This is a genomic window from uncultured Streptococcus sp., from assembly GCF_905372115.1.
Taxonomy (GTDB): domain Bacteria; phylum Bacillota; class Bacilli; order Lactobacillales; family Streptococcaceae; genus Streptococcus.
This window is the reverse complement of the sequence record NZ_CAJPNR010000012.1, coordinates 1-17260: the sequence shown is the minus strand read 5'-3', so window position 1 is coordinate 17260 and position 17260 is coordinate 1. Positions and strand designations below refer to the sequence as shown.

General features: G+C 45.9%; 18 protein-coding genes. All 18 read right to left on the bottom strand.

The annotated features are described in order from the left end of the window. Window positions 1–194: 194 nt before the first annotated feature. The 18 genes from QZ169_RS05085 to QZ169_RS05000 all read right to left on the bottom strand — a co-directional run bounded on the left by QZ169_RS05085 (window position 195) and on the right by QZ169_RS05000 (window position 16972). On the bottom strand, window positions 195–2090 hold the full coding sequence (locus QZ169_RS05085; protein WP_295505181.1) for an ABC-F family ATP-binding cassette domain-containing protein: 1896 nt from the start codon (window positions 2088–2090) through the stop codon (window positions 195–197). A 99-nt stretch (window positions 2091–2189) separates the two neighbouring features. Next, window positions 2190–2555, bottom strand: coding sequence for a hypothetical protein (locus QZ169_RS05080; RefSeq protein ID WP_295505180.1), 366 nt, complete (start codon window positions 2553–2555; stop codon window positions 2190–2192). 4 nt (window positions 2556–2559) lie between these two features. Further along, complete coding sequence (locus QZ169_RS05075; RefSeq protein WP_295505179.1) at window positions 2560–3279, bottom strand: matrixin family metalloprotease; 720 nt, start codon at window positions 3277–3279, stop codon at window positions 2560–2562. 177 nt (window positions 3280–3456) lie between these two features. After that, entirely contained in the window at window positions 3457–4317 is an 861-nt protein-coding gene (locus QZ169_RS05070) for a DNA/RNA non-specific endonuclease (protein ID WP_295505178.1), read from the bottom strand. Window positions 4318–4375: 58 nt separating this feature from the next. Beyond that, complete coding sequence (locus QZ169_RS05065; protein ID WP_002917490.1) at window positions 4376–4558, bottom strand: DNA-directed RNA polymerase subunit beta; 183 nt, start codon at window positions 4556–4558, stop codon at window positions 4376–4378. After that, window positions 4551–5831 (bottom strand): UDP-N-acetylglucosamine 1-carboxyvinyltransferase, encoded by a 1281-nt coding sequence (gene murA / locus QZ169_RS05060; protein ID WP_295505176.1) that lies wholly within the window; start codon window positions 5829–5831, stop codon window positions 4551–4553. Before murA ends, QZ169_RS05065 begins: the two co-directional genes overlap by 8 nt. Window positions 5832–5898: 67 nt before the next feature. Then, window positions 5899–6129 (bottom strand): DUF1146 family protein, encoded by a 231-nt coding sequence (locus QZ169_RS05055; RefSeq protein ID WP_002897901.1) that lies wholly within the window; start codon window positions 6127–6129, stop codon window positions 5899–5901. Window positions 6130–6306: 177 nt separating this feature from the next. Further along, window positions 6307–6729 carry a F0F1 ATP synthase subunit epsilon gene (locus QZ169_RS05050; protein ID WP_002915580.1) on the bottom strand — a complete coding sequence of 141 codons (423 nt, stop codon included), beginning with the start codon at window positions 6727–6729 and terminating at the stop codon, window positions 6307–6309. Window positions 6730–6736: 7 nt separating this feature from the next. Then, window positions 6737–8143, bottom strand: coding sequence for a F0F1 ATP synthase subunit beta (gene atpD / locus QZ169_RS05045; RefSeq protein WP_002895993.1), 1407 nt, complete (start codon window positions 8141–8143; stop codon window positions 6737–6739). A 38-nt stretch (window positions 8144–8181) separates the two neighbouring features. Then, window positions 8182–9063 (bottom strand): F0F1 ATP synthase subunit gamma, encoded by an 882-nt coding sequence (locus tag QZ169_RS05040; protein WP_149566397.1) that lies wholly within the window; start codon window positions 9061–9063, stop codon window positions 8182–8184. Window positions 9064–9078: 15 nt separating this feature from the next. Beyond that, window positions 9079–10584 carry a F0F1 ATP synthase subunit alpha gene (atpA, locus tag QZ169_RS05035; protein ID WP_295505175.1) on the bottom strand — a complete coding sequence of 502 codons (1506 nt, stop codon included), beginning with the start codon at window positions 10582–10584 and terminating at the stop codon, window positions 9079–9081. A gap of 15 nt (window positions 10585–10599) precedes the next feature. Beyond that, window positions 10600–11136: a F0F1 ATP synthase subunit delta gene (locus tag QZ169_RS05030; RefSeq protein ID WP_295505174.1), complete on the bottom strand. Its 537-nt coding sequence runs from the start codon at window positions 11134–11136 to the stop codon at window positions 10600–10602. Next, window positions 11136–11630, bottom strand: a complete 495-nt coding sequence (atpF, locus tag QZ169_RS05025) for a F0F1 ATP synthase subunit B (RefSeq protein WP_002921770.1) — start codon at window positions 11628–11630, stop codon at window positions 11136–11138. Before atpF ends, QZ169_RS05030 begins: the two co-directional genes overlap by 1 nt. A gap of 18 nt (window positions 11631–11648) precedes the next feature. After that, window positions 11649–12365 carry a F0F1 ATP synthase subunit A gene (atpB, locus tag QZ169_RS05020; RefSeq protein ID WP_295505173.1) on the bottom strand — a complete coding sequence of 239 codons (717 nt, stop codon included), beginning with the start codon at window positions 12363–12365 and terminating at the stop codon, window positions 11649–11651. Window positions 12366–12400: 35 nt separating this feature from the next. Further along, on the bottom strand, window positions 12401–12601 hold the full coding sequence (locus QZ169_RS05015) for a F0F1 ATP synthase subunit C (RefSeq protein WP_002896005.1): 201 nt from the start codon (window positions 12599–12601) through the stop codon (window positions 12401–12403). Window positions 12602–12865: 264 nt separating this feature from the next. Continuing rightward, the gene (gene manA / locus QZ169_RS05010) at window positions 12866–13807 is read right to left on the bottom strand and encodes a mannose-6-phosphate isomerase, class I (RefSeq protein ID WP_295505172.1); all 942 of its coding nucleotides are present in this window, start codon (window positions 13805–13807) and stop codon (window positions 12866–12868) included. 125 nt (window positions 13808–13932) lie between these two features. Continuing rightward, window positions 13933–14433 (bottom strand): phosphatase PAP2 family protein, encoded by a 501-nt coding sequence (locus QZ169_RS05005; protein WP_295505171.1) that lies wholly within the window; start codon window positions 14431–14433, stop codon window positions 13933–13935. A gap of 142 nt (window positions 14434–14575) precedes the next feature. Then, a complete protein-coding gene (locus QZ169_RS05000) occupies window positions 14576–16972 on the bottom strand; it encodes a glycogen/starch/alpha-glucan phosphorylase (protein ID WP_295505170.1) in 2397 nt (798 codons plus the stop codon). Between the last annotated feature and the right edge of the window lie 288 nt (window positions 16973–17260).

Here is a 17260-nt window from a genome sequence, read left to right as displayed (position 1 = left end):
TAGCTTTTCAGAAAATCTGACGGACTGACTTTCTTTAAAAGAACTTAGATTGCATGAAGAATAGTTTATTTTCCTCGAAAAAATCTCAGAACACATGTAAAAATTCGTTTTTTACCTTTTTTTGACTGATTTCACATGTGAAATTAAGCATTATGAGCTCTAAGAAGCTCATTTCTCACAGAAACTGCATACTCCTACACCTTCTCCGCCAGTTCTTCCCATTCTAGCATGGCTTCTTCTTGGGCAGCGGTCAGCTGGTCGATTTGCTGCTGGCTCTCCATGAGTTCACCGGCATCATTAGTAGCCTCCATGGCTTCCTGAAGCTGACTGATCTGACTGTCCAAGTCCTCGATTTGCGCTTCCAATTGCTCTAAGCGGCGGGCCAGCCGGCGTTGTTCTTTCTGGTTTTCCTTTTGAAGCTGATAGTCATTGGCTGGGGCAGGCTTGTCGGAATCGACCTGCTCCGTCTCCTCACGCAAGGCTTCCAGCTCTGCCTTTTTCTCCAGATAATAGTCATAATCACCCAGATAAAGGGTAGAGCCTGTCTCAGAGAGCTCGATGATCTGAGTGGCCACGCGATTGATAAAGTAACGGTCATGGCTGACAAAGAGCAGGGTGCCGTCAAAGTCAATCAGGGCATTTTCCAGCACTTCCTTGCTGTCAATGTCCAGGTGGTTGGTCGGCTCGTCTAGGATGAGAAAGTTGTTGTTTTCCATAGACAGCTTGGCTAGGAGCAGGCGTGCTCGCTCTCCACCTGATAGCATGCCGACAGACTTCTTGACATCGTCTCCCGAAAAGAGAAAAGCGCCTAAGCGATTGCGAATTTCGACCTCTGGCGTCAGCTTGAAGTCATTCCATAGCTCATCAAGAACCGTATTGCTGGGAGTCAGCTTGCTCTGGGTCTGGTCATAGTAGCCCACTTCCACATTAGCTCCCAGCTGCTCCTTGCCCCTGATGAAGGGCACTTGACCGATTAGTGATTTAATCAAGGTCGTTTTTCCAATCCCATTTGGCCCGACAATAGCTACCGCATTAAACTTGCGAATATCAAGGTTAATCGGCTCCGACAGGACTTCCTCTCCGTAGCCAATAGCTGCGTCTTCCAAGGTCAGAACAACATTGCCTGAAACTTTATCGGATTTGAAGGTCATATTAGCCGAGCGATTGCCGGTCTCCGGCCTGTCCAAACGCTCCATCTTTTCCAGCTGCTTGCGGCGGGACTGAGCCCGCTTGGTAGTGGAAGCCCGGACCAGATTGCGATTGACAAAGTCCTCCAGCGCAGCGATTTCTTTCTGTTGCTTTTCATAGTTCTTGGCTTCAGTGGCCAGCTTCTGCTCCTTTTGGACCACAAAGCTAGAGTAATTGCCCACATAGCGATCCAAGGAATGCTTGGTCAAATCCAGCGTGATGGTTGCAACCTTATCTAAGAAATAGCGGTCGTGGCTGACGATGATCAGGGCACCGCTGTAGTTGACTAAGTACGTCTCTAGCCAGGCAATGGTCTCAATATCCAAATGGTTGGTCGGCTCGTCCAAGACCAGCAGTTCTGGCTTTTCCAAAAGCATCTTAGCCAGAGCCAGACGGGTATTCTGCCCGCCTGACAGCTCAGAAATCTTCATCTGCCACATGGACTGGTCAAACTTGAAGCCATTTAAAATCGCTCGAATATCAGCCTCGTAGGTAAAACCACCTTTCTGGCGAAAGGCCTCTGACAGCTGGTCGTACTGGGTCATGAGAGCAGTCAGGTCTTCCCCTGACAATTCTCCCATTTGCAGCTCCATCTGCCGCAAGCGCTTCTCTTGCTGACGCAGACTATCAAAGACCAGCAGCATCTCATCGTAGATGGTATTCTCCGACTCAAAGCGGCTGTCCTGAGCCAGATAGGACAGAGACAAGTCTCGTTTTTTATTGATCTGACCAGAAGTAGGCTCTTCCTCTCTCACCAAAATCTTGAGCAGGGTTGACTTCCCAGCTCCATTTTTACCGACGAGGGCAATCCGATCACCCTCATCCACCTGCAGGTTAATATTGTCAAAAAGAAGCTCCCCTGCAAAAGAGCGCTCAATCTTGCTTGCTTGTAAAATAATCATAAGACCATTATAGCAGATTTCCAGAAGCACAGCTATCAGAATTCAAGAGAAAGCGAACTCAGCTCCCCAAAAGAAAAAAGACAGTCATACCAGACTGCCTTACATAAAACTATTGAGAATAGATTGATTCTGCATAATCAGATAAATTCCCAGCAAAATCAGAACCGCAAAGACAACAAATTTAATCATTCCCTTGATCAGACGAATAACCAGAAGGATTATCATGGACCCGACTAGCCACATAAAGGCGGAATTGTGAAAAAATCCCTGAACTGCCTCAATATTCTGGCCGAAGAAGACCTGAATGGGCGCCGGAACATGATTTTCCCAAGCCGCTGTCACTCCTAGCTGGTTGGCAATCTCATTGCCGCTTTTCCATAGCCAGACAAAGATTCCTGAGTTAAAAACAAAGAGAAAAACTTGCTCTGGAAAGTGTCGAATCAAGTAAAAAATAGATTTTAACATAGGCTTACGATTGATACAAGTCTTTTACAGCCTGGATATCTGTCGGCTGGATACTGTAAAACGAGCCTGCTGACTGCATCACTGATTCCTCCTCATTATGGTCTAATCCGATAGCATGGCCCAATTCGTGCGCTGCTGTATTGACAATCCGCTCATGAGAATAGGCATAGCGACTGTCCAGCAGGTAGTAACTATTAAGGCGAACCGTGACATGGGTAAACCGCTTGGTTAGGAGATTGGTCTGCGACTCAGCTTCACCAGCTGCACTGATGTTGCCGTCGTTCATCTCCGTCGCAACAATGTCCGCCTTGTCTTTGTCATTGATGATTTGAAAGGTGAAGGCACCTGTTTGATTCCAAGAATCAATGGCCTCCTTATAGGCTGAACGGAAGGTTTCATTATTTGTATCGATATAAATTGTAGCGCTTGGCTGTTCCCAACGAGCCCCTGTTGTTGCATGCTCATCTGTCAGCTGATCCGTCTGTGTCTCCTCACTGCTGTGAAGTCCCGTGGAAATGCCTTGGTGATTTAAAAATTGATCCACTCTGCCAACAGCTGTCTGAACAGCCTGCGTCAGTCCCTCGGTACCTGGCTCTGTCGAAGTGGTAAAATAGAAAATTCCGACAATAACCATAAAGCTCAGGACAAAGGACCAGGCAAGTCCCCAAACCACGCGCCCAATCAGACGCATGAGGAACCGGATGCTTTTAAAAATAAGTCCCATTGCAACCTCCTTTACTAGATTGTAAGAGAACGTTGATTTTACCACCGCTTTCTTAAAGAAGACTGAAAAATTAGCCTTCTTTCTATCTATTATTATAAAAGAAAATGACTACAAATCTGCAACCATTTCTTTTCATTCTAATGAATACTCTTTGCAAATCTATTTTTGAGTATAAAATTAAGAACCTCTATCCAGACTGACCTTGCCACTATTATAGTCCAGGCGAATCCCTTTTTGCACATTCGGGATAAAGACATTAAATTCCAGACTGCCATCGCTGGACTTGGCCTCTAAATGTGACCCAACCGGTACTAAATCAGTCTCCGTGGCATAAATCAAGGTTACCCGGTAGCGCACCCGCTTGTTCTTATCCAGGGCCTTACGGATCTTTGTCTCATAGTAATTCTGCCCTGTTGAATCCGCTTCATTGGCTTGGTTGGACCAAGCCGTCTGCACAGCGATATTGGCAGGATTGCTGGTAGAGGCATCAAAGCCCTTCAAACCACCGATCAGCGAATAGGCCAAGAGATGTCCTCGGTCCACAGCATGATTGTACTCACCAGGGAGGTTCTTGAGTTGATGCCAGCCTGCCGGTACCCATGAAGTGTTGGCATTTCCAGTTTCTTCCCGTTTTTTGTACTGGCGGGTAGACTTGGATAAAAAGGCATTCGCCACTGTCGGAAGGGTTTTCCCTTGAACAAGCTTGGTCTTATTGACAGCATAAGACTTACTCGAAATCCCTGCATCCAAGTCTGTCTTATTTCCATTCACGATAAAGGCACCAGCTCCGTTCCATTCAATGCTGCCTTTGAGCTGAGCTCGGACAGCATCCGTCAGAACGCTCTCAGCCAGTTCCCGACTAGGAGTGCCCTGATCTTGGACTTGCCCAACCCTGATTTCTGAATTTGGACTCTGAAGTGGCTGCTGACCATCCTGTCCCCAGAAATAGCCAGCCAGAGCTAAAATCAAGGCCAGAGTCAGCCCAGCCCAGCCTTGCAGGCTCTTAGAATTCCTTTTCTGACTAGTCTTTCTTTTCATCTTCTTTCTTTCAACTTAGCAAACTGGATTCATTTCAGCCAATCTTTTCAACTAGGAGCTAGTTTCCAGTAAACTTCCCGATTAATTCTTGCCAGGTTTCTGGTGACCAGATAGAGCCCTTACCGTTTCCGATAACATTATAACCAATCATCAAAGCCACAAAAAAGAGAATCACAGCTACCAAAAGAACCAGTAAAACAAGGCCAATCTGTCGGCCTAAATATTTAAGATTTTCACTCATCGTCTTCTTCCTTTACACGCTTCACTTTGGCTCCCAAGGCTGACAATTTCTCATGGAATTTATAGTAGCCTCGGTCTAAGTGTACAAGCTTGCTGACCTTAGTCTCGCCTTCAGCAATCAAGCCCATCAGAATCAAAGTCGCACTGGCCCGGAGGTCTGTTGACATGACTTCAGCTCCCTGAAGACTTCCACCGCCCCAGATACGAGCTGTGTCACGCATGATATCAGAGTGCAACCCCATCCGACGCATTTCCTCCAGATGCTGGAAGCGGTTCTCAAAGACGGTCTCAATCATCGTAGACTCGCCCTTGGCCATAGCCATCAGCGCCGTAAACTGAGCCTGCATGTCGGTAGGGAAGCCCGGATAAGGAAGGGTTTTGACCGAAACCGGTCTCAGCTTCGAAACATCGGAACGAATCCGAATCCCTTCATCTTCCTCTGTCACTTCCACTCCCATTTCCTGCATTTTGGAAAGCAGGGGACGGTTGTGCTCCCAAATGGCATCCTCAATCAGCAAGTCACCGCTGGTCATGGCTGCGGCAACCATAAAAGTTCCTGCTTCGATACGGTCTTGAACCACATTATGCTTGGCCCCTCGCAGCTGATCCACTCCGACAATGGTCAAAGTTTCGGTACCTGCTCCTCTGACCTTGGCTCCCATTTCATTTAAAAAGAGGGCTAGGTCAACAATTTCAGGCTCCCGAGCAGCATTTTCAATCACTGTCGTGCCTTGAGCCAACGTCGCAGCCATCATGATGTTTTGCGTTGCTCCCACACTAGGAAAGTCCATGTAAATGTGGGCACCCTTGAGCTGATCTGCCTTCGCTTCGATATAACCCGCTGTTTGGGTAATCTGAGCGCCCATGGCTTCTAAGCCCTTCAGGTGCAAATCAATAGGCCGGCTGCCAATCGTACAGCCGCCTGGCATGGAAACTTTAGCATGACCATTACGAGCTAGGACTGGCCCCAAAACAACGATAGACGCCCGCATTTTGCTGACGTATTTGTAAGGTGCCTCCTCAGACAAGGGCTGGGTGGCATCCACAACAACTGTATTTTCTTCCTGATTAAAATCCACCTGAGTGTTTAAACCGCGGACCACATTGTTCATGGTAAAGACATCAGACAAGACCGGAACATTTTTCAAAACAGACTGACCTTCGCTAGCCAATACTGTCGCTGCTAAGAGAGGCAGCACCGCATTTTTTGCTCCTTCAATCTTGACCTTTCCGACCAAGCGATTATCTCCACCTTGAATAATAATTTTTTCCATACCGATTCCTTACTCTAAATTTTTAAAATCATCCATACTATCATACCATAAAATCAAAAATATGACCTTATAAAGTACCATTAAAAATCGCCCGGCTCATATCATAAATACCAATGAAGAAAAGGCTGACTAAATAGCCCAAGGCAATGCTAAACAAGAGAATCAAAAAGCGAATCTTCATGGCATTATCGGCATTGACCTTGAAAAATCTCTCCCACTCAACAACTGTTGACAGCAGATGAAAGGCAAAGAAAATAAAGAGCAAATGACTGCATAATTTAAAAATAACTTCTACCATAACTTTTATTATACCACAAGACTCCAGTCAGGGACGAACTAAACAGTCCTGCCCTTTTTCTTTGGAAAAGAAAACTGAGACATTTCTGCCCCAGTTTTGCGTGTTCAGTTTGTATTCATGAAGCCAAGTCTCGTCAGATGAAGGATGACTTCCGTCAATCCAGACAAGAATAGCTTCTTAGATTCTTGTTCCGACATTGATCCGGTTGATTGCCCGCTGCAGGGCAATCTTAGCCCGGCGTTCTTGGTCAATCAAGTGCTTATCATGGGCTTCTTCGATTTCTTGCTCAGCTCGGAGCTTAGCTCTCTCAGCCCGACTAATGTCGATATCACGCGCACGCTCAGCTGAGTCCGCCACAATGGTAATGACATTGTCTGCAATTTCAATGATTCCGCCGTTGACCGCAATCCAGTCGATATGCTTGTCATCATCAACCCGGCGCACCTTAACCTGATCCACTTCTAAAACAGCGATGGTATTGATATGGCGGGGCAAAATCCCCAACTCACCATCAATGGTCTTTACGGAAACAAATGCAGCATGGTGATCATAAATAAGACCATCCGGTGTCACGATTTGTACTGTCATTTGAGCCATCATTCACCTCTTAGAATCCCATTTTCTCAGCCTTGGCCAACACATCCTCGATGGAGCCTACACCACGGAAGGCATCCTCTGGCAGCTTATCGTGCTTACCTTCAAGGATTTCCTTGAAGCCACGAACCGTTTCAGCTACTGGTACATAAGAGCCAGGCTGGCCGGTAAATTGCTCCGCCACATTGAAGTTCTGTGACAGGAAGAACTGAATCCGCCTCGCACGTGCAACCAAAGTCTTCTCATCGTCAGACAACTCGTCCATACCAAGGATAGCAATAATATCCTGCAATTCGTGATAACGTTGCAGAACCCGCTTAACCTCTGCAGCCACTGCATAGTGCTCTTCTCCGACAATCTCAGGAGAAAGGGCACGAGAGCTGGAAGCGAGTGGATCCACGGCTGGGTAAATCCCCAACTGAACCAATTTCCGCTCTAGGTTGGTCGTAGAGTCTAAGTGAGCAAAAGCTGTCGCCGGCGCTGGGTCAGTATAGTCATCCGCTGGCACATAGATGGCCTGGATAGAAGTAACGGAACCTTTCTTGGTTGAGGTAATCCGCTCCTGTAACTGTCCCATTTCTGTCGCAAGTGTTGGCTGGTAACCAACGGCTGAAGGCATTCGTCCCAAGAGGGCAGATACTTCCGAACCAGCCTGCGTGAAGCGGAAGATGTTGTCAATAAAGAGCAGCACGTCCTGACCTTCCACATCACGGAAATATTCCGCGATGGTCAGTCCGGTAAGAGCAACCCGCATCCGAGCTCCTGGCGGTTCATTCATCTGACCAAAGACCATAGCCGTCTTTTCGATAACGCCAGACTCTTTCATTTCCCAGTAGAGGTCATTCCCTTCACGCGTCCGTTCACCAACACCTGTGAAGACAGAAATCCCACCGTGTTCTTGGGCAATGTTGTGAATCAATTCCTGAATTAGGACTGTCTTCCCTACTCCGGCACCACCAAAGAGTCCAACCTTCCCACCTTTCAGATAAGGTGCTAGAAGGTCGATAACCTTAATCCCTGTTTCCAGAATTTCTGATGAAGTCGATAGTTCATCAAAGGTCGGTGCCTTCTTATGAATCGGCTGGCGCTCTGCATCCTCTGCAAAAGGCGCATCCAAGTCAATAGTGTCTCCTAGGACATTGAACACCCGCCCCAGAGTTTCCTTGCCAACTGGCACAGAAATCGGACGACCAGTATCCAAGACCTCCAAACCACGCGTCAAACCATCGGTCGACTCCATTGCAATGGTCCGCACCACACCGTCACCAAGCTCAAGAGCTACTTCAAGGACGATTTTTGATTTTTTCTCATCATTTTTATAGACTACAAGTGCATTATTTATCTCAGGTAGCTTGTCTCCGGCAGCAAACGCAACGTCTACGACCGGCCCGATAACCTGAGCAATTTTGCCTGAGCTCATGTTTTTTCCCTCGTTTAATTTCTAATTCATTTGTGGCCTTATTCTAGGGCGCTTGCACCCGCCACGATTTCAGTAATTTCCTGCGTAATGGCAGCCTGCCGAGCGCGGTTATACTGAATAGTCAAATCACTGATGACCTTTTTAGCATTGTCTGTCGCTGTCTGCATAGCAGTCATACCGGCAGCATTCTCAGCCGTCTTGGCATCAATAATAGCACCGTAAATCATACTCTCTGCAAACTGGGGCAACAACTGGTCCAAGATAGAATCCCGACTAGACTCCAGTTCCAGATTCAGCGTATAATCTTCATCCGCTTCATTAGGGTCCAAGTCAATGATTGGCAGCATCTGCTCCACCCGCATCTGACTGGTCAGACTGTTGACATGGTGGTTATAGCAAACATAGAGCTCATCAAAAAGCTCATTCTGATACATCTCAATGGTCTTGCTAATGATTTTACGAACCTCATCAAAGCTAGGCTGATCTGCTAGACCACGTAGTTCATAAACCGGCTGAATGCCCCGAGCTCGGAAGAAATCAGCACCAACACTTCCGATACAGATGACTTCAAAGTCCTCTCCAGTCGGATGGTACTCAGCTTTCAGCTCCATCAAGGCTTTGAGAATGGTCGCATTATAGCCACCTACCAGACCGCGGTCAGAAGTAATGACAATATAGGCTGATTTCTTAACCGGCCGACTGATTAACATCGAGTGATGACGGGCATTTTCAGTCTCGTGGCCATGCAGCATATCCGTAACTAACTTACGCACTTTCTGGGCATAGACCTGAAAGTTTTTAGCTGCTTCCTCAGACTTTCCCAGCTTAGCAGCAGAAACCATCTGCATGGCATTGGTGATTTGACTGGTGTTTTTCGTGGATGCAATTTTATTTTTAATATCGTTTAATGAAACTGCCATCTGACACCTCGATTCTTATTTGAAGCTAGACTGATCTATAAACTCAGTAATGGCAGCATTCAAGACTTCCTCACTTGGAAGGTCTTTCGTTGTCCGAATGGTTTCATAAATGCTTTCTTGATGTGCATCAAAATAGGCAAATAATTCTGACTCAAAGCGCAGAATATCGTCTACTGGCACACTGTCTAGGAAACCATGGGTCAAAGCATAGAGAATCACCACCTGCTTTTCAACCGGCAACGGCTCGTGAATCGGCTGCTTCAAGACTTCTACAGTCCTGCGGCCACGATTGAGCTTGGCCTGCGTTGCCGCATCCAAATCACTACCAAACTTAGTAAAGGCCTCAAGCTCCCTATAAGAAGCCAGGTCGATACGCAGGGTTCCAGCTACTTTCTTCATAGCCTTGATTTGGGCTGAGCCCCCAACCCGTGATACAGAAGAACCTGCATCAATGGCCGGACGTACCCCAGCATTGAACAAGCTGTCGCTGAGGAAAATTTGTCCGTCAGTGATTGAAATCACGTTGGTCGCGATATAGGCCGAAATGTCTCCTGCCTGCGTTTCAATAAATGGCAGAGCTGTAATCGAACCGCCGCCCAGCTCATCAGAAACCTTGGCTGAACGCTCCAAGAGACGGCTATGCAGATAGAAAACATCTCCAGGAAAGGCCTCACGGCCTGGCGGACGACGGAGCAGGAGGGACAATTCACGGTAGGCTACAGCCTGCTTGGACAAGTCATCATAGACAATCAAAACATGCTTGCCATTGTACATAAACTCTTCTGCCATCGCTACACCAGCATAAGGCGCCAAGAAAAGTAAAGGCGACGGCTGTGAAGCAGAGGCTGTCACTACAATCGTATAGTCCAAAGCACCATACTGACGCAGCGTTTCTACCTGTGTACGGACTGTAGATTCTTTCTGACCAATTGCCACATAGATACAAATCATATCCTGACCTTTCTGGTTCAGGATGGCATCAATAGCAATGGTTGTCTTCCCAGTCTGACGGTCCCCGATAATCAGCTCCCGTTGGCCACGGCCAATCGGAACCAAGGCATCAATTGCCTTGAGACCTGTCTGTAAAGGCTCAGATACTGACTTACGCTGCATGACACCCGGAGCAGGTGTTTCAACCGGGCGTGTCTTATCCGTGACAATGTCACCAAGTCCATCAACAGGACGACCCAGCGGATCAACAACCCGCCCAATCAAGGCATCTCCCACAGGAACTTCCATGATTTTGCCAGTCCGGCGAATGGTATCTCCCTCACGAATGTCTGTAAAGTCTCCCAAGATGATAATCCCAACATCGGTTGACTCTAGATTTTGCGCCATACCATAAGAGCCATTTTCAAAGATTAAGAGCTCTCCGCTCATAGCCTTATCCAGTCCATGAGCGCGCGCAATTCCATCACCAATATAAGTGACGACCCCTGTTTCTGTGACGTCAAAATTTGGCTGGAAATTTTCAATTTGTTGCTTAATTAAAGCGCTGATTTCTTGTGCGTTAATCGCCAAAATTCACACCACTTTCTATTTCAATTTTTCTTTTACGACTTGCAATTGACGTTTGATGCTTGCATCAATCGTTTTGTTATTGGCAGAGATGACAAAGCCGCCAATCAAGCTGCTATCCAATTCTTCCTTGAGCGCTCGGACTTTTAGCCCCATCTTCTGCTCAATAATCGGCCGAATCTTCTCCTTCTGACTGGCTGTCAAAGGCTGAACAGAGCGTAGCGTCACCTCAAACTCATTGCTGATCTTTTCAAGCTGGTGCTGACTCTCCAGCACAATCTCATAAAAGAGGTCCTCACGATGATTGAGAATGACAATTTCAATCAGATTATCAAGCAGCTGGGAGCCTGAGTTTTGAAAGAGCCGCAGACTCTTTTCTTTCTCATGGTCACTGATGCCGATATGTGACAAAAAGTCAGCAAGGCCGGTCTCCGCGAAAACAGCCTTAATCTGACTCAGTTTTTCAAAAACATCTTCTTGCTGACCTTTTTCAAAGACCGTCTGAACAAAAGGCAAAGCATATTTCTCAATGATTGCATATTGCTTCTTATCCATCAGGCATCTCCTAACTGTTTGATATAGCGATCAATGAGCTCGCTCTGAGCTTCCTTATCCAGCTCCTGGCTCAGAATCTTACTAGCCAGAGTCACTGTCAAGTCAGCCACTTCTCCTTTGATGCTGCTCATAGCCTCTGCCTTGTTTTGGGCAATTTCCTGATTGGCTTTAGCCTTCAAGCGCCCTGCTTCTTCTGCTGCATTAGCTAGGATTCCAGCCTTATTCTTCTCAGCTGTCTCCTTAGCAGTCTCAACGATAGAAACTGCTTCGACCCGACTACCTGCCAGAGCTTCCTCGCGCTTTTGCGCCAAGTCTTCAGCTTTCTTACGGGCCGATTCCGCACCGTCAATATCGTCTGAAATCTTTTGAGCACGCTGATCTAAAATCCCGATAATATTGCCCCAAGCAAACTTCTTAATGAGAAATACTAAAAGAAGAAAGGAGCCGGCAATCAAGATAAAGTTGCCAATAATTTCACCTACGGTTATATTCATTTTATCTATCCTTTCTTTTTATTCTACCTCACCATTAATCTTTTTACCAAGATACATAGATGTTAGCATGGTAAAAACATAGGCTTGGATACAGGAAATAAAGATGGAAAAACCAGTCCAAACCATGTTCATAATAAAGGCAATCGGATACCAATACGCTGCTTGATGTGCCCAAGTCAAGAGCAAACCAGCCAATACTTCACCTGCAAAAATATTCCCATAAATCCGCAAGGCTAGCGAAGCAAAATTGGTAAATTCTTCCAAGATATTCATGGGTGTCATGATACCTGGAGTCACAAAACCTTTTAGATATCCTTTTATTCCTTGACGACGGATTCCTTCTACATGACAGAATACCGTCACTAAAAGAGAGAAGCCCAAGTCAAAGGCGAGATTGGCTGTCGGCGATGTCCAGAGATTGAAACCATTGGTTGTCTGAACCTTAGCCATTAATCCCAAGTTATTCGCCACAGCTACGAAAAGAAAGAGGGAGAATAGAAAAAGCGAGTAATTCTTCATATAATGCTCGCCAACGTTTCCCTTGGTAAAATCTATGACAAAGTCATAGATATATTCCAAAGCATTCTGCTTTCTTGACGGCTTAATCGTCATCTTTCGACTTGCCCAATAAACAAGTCCAAAAGTTACAAGCACCGTCAGCAGAGTCATGGCCAGCAGGGTCAAATCAAAGGTCACTGGACCTACATTGATAGTTGGATTGATACTTTCTTCCAACAGATGACACCCCCTTTTCTAAAGAGAATCCTTTCTCATTTGATAACAAAGGACATAGCCAGCGTTACAAAGAAAGTACCTTCAACAAAGGCTACTCCCAAGATTAGGAGGCTTCGCAATTGACCGATAATTTCTGGTTGACGAGCTGCTGCCTTAAATAGATTACTCATAATCATACCTTCAGCAATTGATACGCCCAAGCAGGCCAAACAAAGTCCTAAATATGTTAAATTCATGATGACTTCTCCTTTATATTTTAAAATTTACTTCCTTAGTTTACTCCTAAAATATCGAATAGTCAATCTTTTACACAATTGTAAGCGTTTTTTGTTTTTTTCTTTTGTTATATAAAATTTTTTACCAAAATCAATTAAATAATTATCAACATACAAACTATTCTGCTATGTAAATAAGAAGAAACTAGCTAGAATTTTACTTATTTCCTATATTTTTAAAAGAAAAAAGAGCAAAATGATTATTTGCTCTTGATTTTTCTACGATTATGGATGGCTGACAATCAGCTGCAAATCCCCAGACAAGGTCCATTCTGTGACATCGCTAGGCAGGATGAAATGCTCTCCTTTTTCGAGTGGGTAGACAGCTCCATCAACTTCTAGCTCACCGACACCTTCCAAGACGCTGACCAAGCTATAGTCTGCTGTCTTTTTAAAATTAACTGAACCAGCAATATCCCACTTGTAAACTGCAAAGAAGTCATTGGCCACCAAAAGAGTTGAAGTCAAACTATCTGCCTGAATGGTAACAGGATGGCTATTAGCAGGCTCACCGATAGTCAGAACATCAATTGACTGCTCCAAATGCAACTCACGAAGATTGCCAGCATCGTCCTTGCGATCAAAGTCATAGACACGGTAGGTTGTGTCACTGGACTGCTGAGTCTCCAAAATCAGAATACCTGAGCCTATGGCATGCATGGTGCCACTTGGTACATAGAAGAAATCACCAGCTTTTACTGGGATTTTGGTCAGGAGATGGTCCCAGTCCTTGCTCTCAATCTGCTGGCGCAGCTCTTCCTTGCTCTTGGCATTGTGACCATAGATAATCTCTGCTCCTTCGTCTGCAGCAATGACATACCAGCATTCAGTCTTACCAAGCTCCCCTTCGTGCTCTAGTCCATAGGCATCATCAGGATGGACCTGAACACTGAGCCAGTCATTGGCATCTAAAATCTTCGTCAAAAGCGGAAAGACTGGCTCTGGGCGATTGCCAAAGAGCTCACGGTGCTTGGCATAAAGCGCATCTAACTTCTGGCCGGCAAATCGTCCGTTCTTGACGGTTGACACACCATTGGGATGAGCCGAGATAGCCCAGTACTCTCCTACATGGTCGCTGGGAATCTCATAGCCAAAGACATCGCGCAGCTTGGTGCCGCCCCAAATCTTCTCCTGCATCACAGACTGTAGAAATAATGGTTCTGACATAGTTTTCTCCTTAAATATTTTTTAGATCCAGCAAGGAATAATCCTTGGTGTCGAAACGGTTGTTGCTGCTTCTATTATAATATAGCTGGAGGTTCTTTGTCTACTCTCTGCTGAAAACAGGTCCTTTATAATAAAAAGAGTAAAGCTCCCCAGAAAATGCCGCAAAGATAGCCGACCAGCACATCCTTTGGATAGTGCACTCCGCCAATTACGCGCACTACGGCCAGCCCTGCTGAAAGCAAGAGGCAGAGAATCCCTGGCAACCAGAAAAAGTAGAGCAAGCACACGGAAATCACTGTCGCCGAAAAAACATGGCGGCTGGGCATGGATTTGCCTGATGTATCCTTGGCCAGCAAGGGCTGAATAGCCCATTTTTCGTAAGGGCGTGCTTGATTCAGTCGTTTACGAATAGCTGACAACAGGCCAAATCCAATGGCTGGTAAGAAGAAAAAAGTAAGCAATCCTTTCCAGCCTTCCGTCAGAAAAGCACTGATTAAAACGAGACCATAAACAATAGGTATAAACAGGGTCATTCCCCGATTGAAGTAAACCAGCCCTTTCAGCCACTGAGGACGACTGCGAAAAGGAGTTGTTAATTGTTGATAAAAAATGGTGTAGTCTTTCATGCTTGCTTACCCTGCTTTTCTAAAAGTTGGACTCTCATGCTTTCTCTACTATAGCACATTTCTAGACAAGATGGTAGATGGATAGCAAAAGAGACTGAGATCCAGGCCCCAATCTCTTATTGTTCATGTTTTCTGAAGAGTATTATTTCTCCAAATTCCAGATTTCCTTGGCATATTGTTCAATGGTATCATCTGAAGTAAACTTGTCTGATGTAGCAATGTTAATCAAGCTCATGCGGGCCCATTTTTCTTTGTCACGATAGAGAGCATCAATCTTCTCTTGAGCTTCTACATAGGCATGGAAGTCTTCCAAGAGGAAATATTCGTCATTGTGGGTGATGAGGGCCTCGTAGATTTCAGAGCCTTCTTCACGGACGTTTGGAATGGTACCATTGACAAAGGTATCGACCACTCGGCGAATGTCTGGATTGCTCTCATAGACACCGCGTGAGTAGTAATCATGGCGGGCATAATGCTCGTAAACTTGGTCCTTGTCCATCCCGAAGATGACAATGTTGTCGTCACCGACTTCGTCCTTGATTTCGATATTGGCTCCGTCCAGAGTGGCTAGGGTAATGGCACCTGTCATCATGAACTTCATGTTGGAAGTACCAGAAGCTTCCTTGGAAGCCAGGGAAATCTGCTCTGATACATCCGCAGCTGGAATGATGAGCTCGGCCAGGCTGACCCGGTAGTTTTCTAGGAAAACAACCTTTAGTTTGCCTTGCAGGCTTTCATCCTTGTTGACCAGATTGGCTACTTCATTGATCAGCTTTATAACAGACTTGGCAAAGTGATAGCCCGGAGCAGCCTTGGCACCAAAGATAAAGACGCGCGGCACCATATCCTTATCAGGATTGTCCTTGAGGTCCCAGTAAAGCTTGATGATATGAAGCAGGTTGAGCAGCTGACGCTTGTAGGCATGGAGGCGTTTCACCTGGACATCAAAGATGGCTTCTGTAGAAACTTCTACTCCTATTGATTCCTTGATGAAGTCAGCCAGACGAGCCTTGGCTTCTTGCTTAACCCGATAAAAATCGCCCAGCACTTGCTGATCATCCTTGAATTCCAAGAGCTTGCGCAGTTCATGGATATCTCTCCTCCACTCCTTACCAATCAGCTTATCAATCTCAGCTGACAAAGGCTGGTCCGCAATCTGCAGCCAGCGGCGCTGAACAATGCCATTGGTCTTGTTATTAAACTTCTCTGGGTAAATGCTATAGAAATCACGCAAAGTGTCTTCTTTGAGCAATTCGGTGTGGAGTTTGGCCACACCATTGATTGAATGACCGCCAATAATAGCCAAGTGAGCCATGTGGATTTGATTGTCCTTGACAATCCGAGTGTTTTCGATGACTTGCGGATCAAGGCCACGTCCAGCCATTTCAGCTACATAGCGATTGTCAATTTCTAGGATAATCTGATAAACCCGCGGCATGACATTCTTAAAGAGCTCTGCATCCCATTTTTCCAAAGCTTCTGACAAAATGGTATGGTTGGTATAGCTCATGGTTTTAACCGTAGCATTCCAAGCATCTGCCCATTCCAGGTCGTACTCATCCACCAAGAGACGCATAAATTCAGCCGGTGCAACCGCTGGGTGGGTATCGTTGATATGGACTGAGACCTTCTCATGAATATCCTTGAGCGGACGACCTTGCTTGAGGTAGGATTTGATAATGGTCTGCAGACCTGCACTGGTCATGAAGTATTCCTGGATCAAGCGCAGCTCTTTTCCTTCGTAGCTAGAGTCGTCTGGATAGAGAATAGCAGTGATATCTTGCACCCGGCGACGAGCTTCAATGGTCGGATAATCCAGTTCATGCTCTTCTGGGATTTCAACATCCCAAAGCCGGAGATTGTTGACAGTGTCATTGCCAAAGCCAATCTGCGGCACATCGTAAGGAACCGCCCGCAGGATTTTGGAATTCTCATAAAGTGGCACAATCCGGCCCTTTTCATTGGCATGGAGGGAAACATTTCCGAAGATTTTGACATCAACAATATCATGGTCCTTACGGGTTTCCCAGACATTGCCCAGACTGCCAAACCAAGCATCAGGAATTTCTACCTGATAGCCATCTACGATGCGTTGCTTAAAGAGGCCATAGCGATAGCGAATCCCATTTCCAAATCCTGGATAGCCAGTGGTTGCCAGCGAGTCCATGAAGGCAGCCGCCAAGCGGCCCAGGCCGCCATTTCCCAAGGCCATGTCATACTCAGCATTCTTAACATCCTCAAAGTCAACGCCCAAATCAGCAAAGCCTTCCTTGACTGTATCGAGGATACCTAGGTTGAGCAGATTGGTTTCCAACATGCGTCCTGGAAGAAACTCGATAGAAAAATAATAAGCTGTCTTTTGCTGCTGCTCAATCAACTGATTACGGCGCTCCAGCCACAGGGGCGTGATATACTTACGGACAGTGCTGGCCAGAGCCTGAAAAAGCTCCACTGAAGTCGCATCAGCAACCTTAATCAGCTGTCTTTCATGTAGAATATCCTTAAAATCTCGAATAAAACTTTCTTTTGTCAGTTCCATGGTGGGTGGTTATCTCCCTTTCTTAATAGCGGGAAACAGTTTTTAAACGCAGGAATACTTTTTTCAATCAAGATGGGAAGCACTCGCTTCAGCCACAAGCTAAAAACAGGGCTCCAAAACAGTATGATAATATATAAAAATGTAATTCTCACGGAAATCCTCCCTTGTCCATCGGGCAAGAGAGGATTTTCTTATACTGATTCCAAAGTAAATGTTATAGGAGTGATTGATACAAATCACTGTAAGCCTTGCTGGCTGTATCCCAAGAGAAGTCTCTCTCCATCGCAT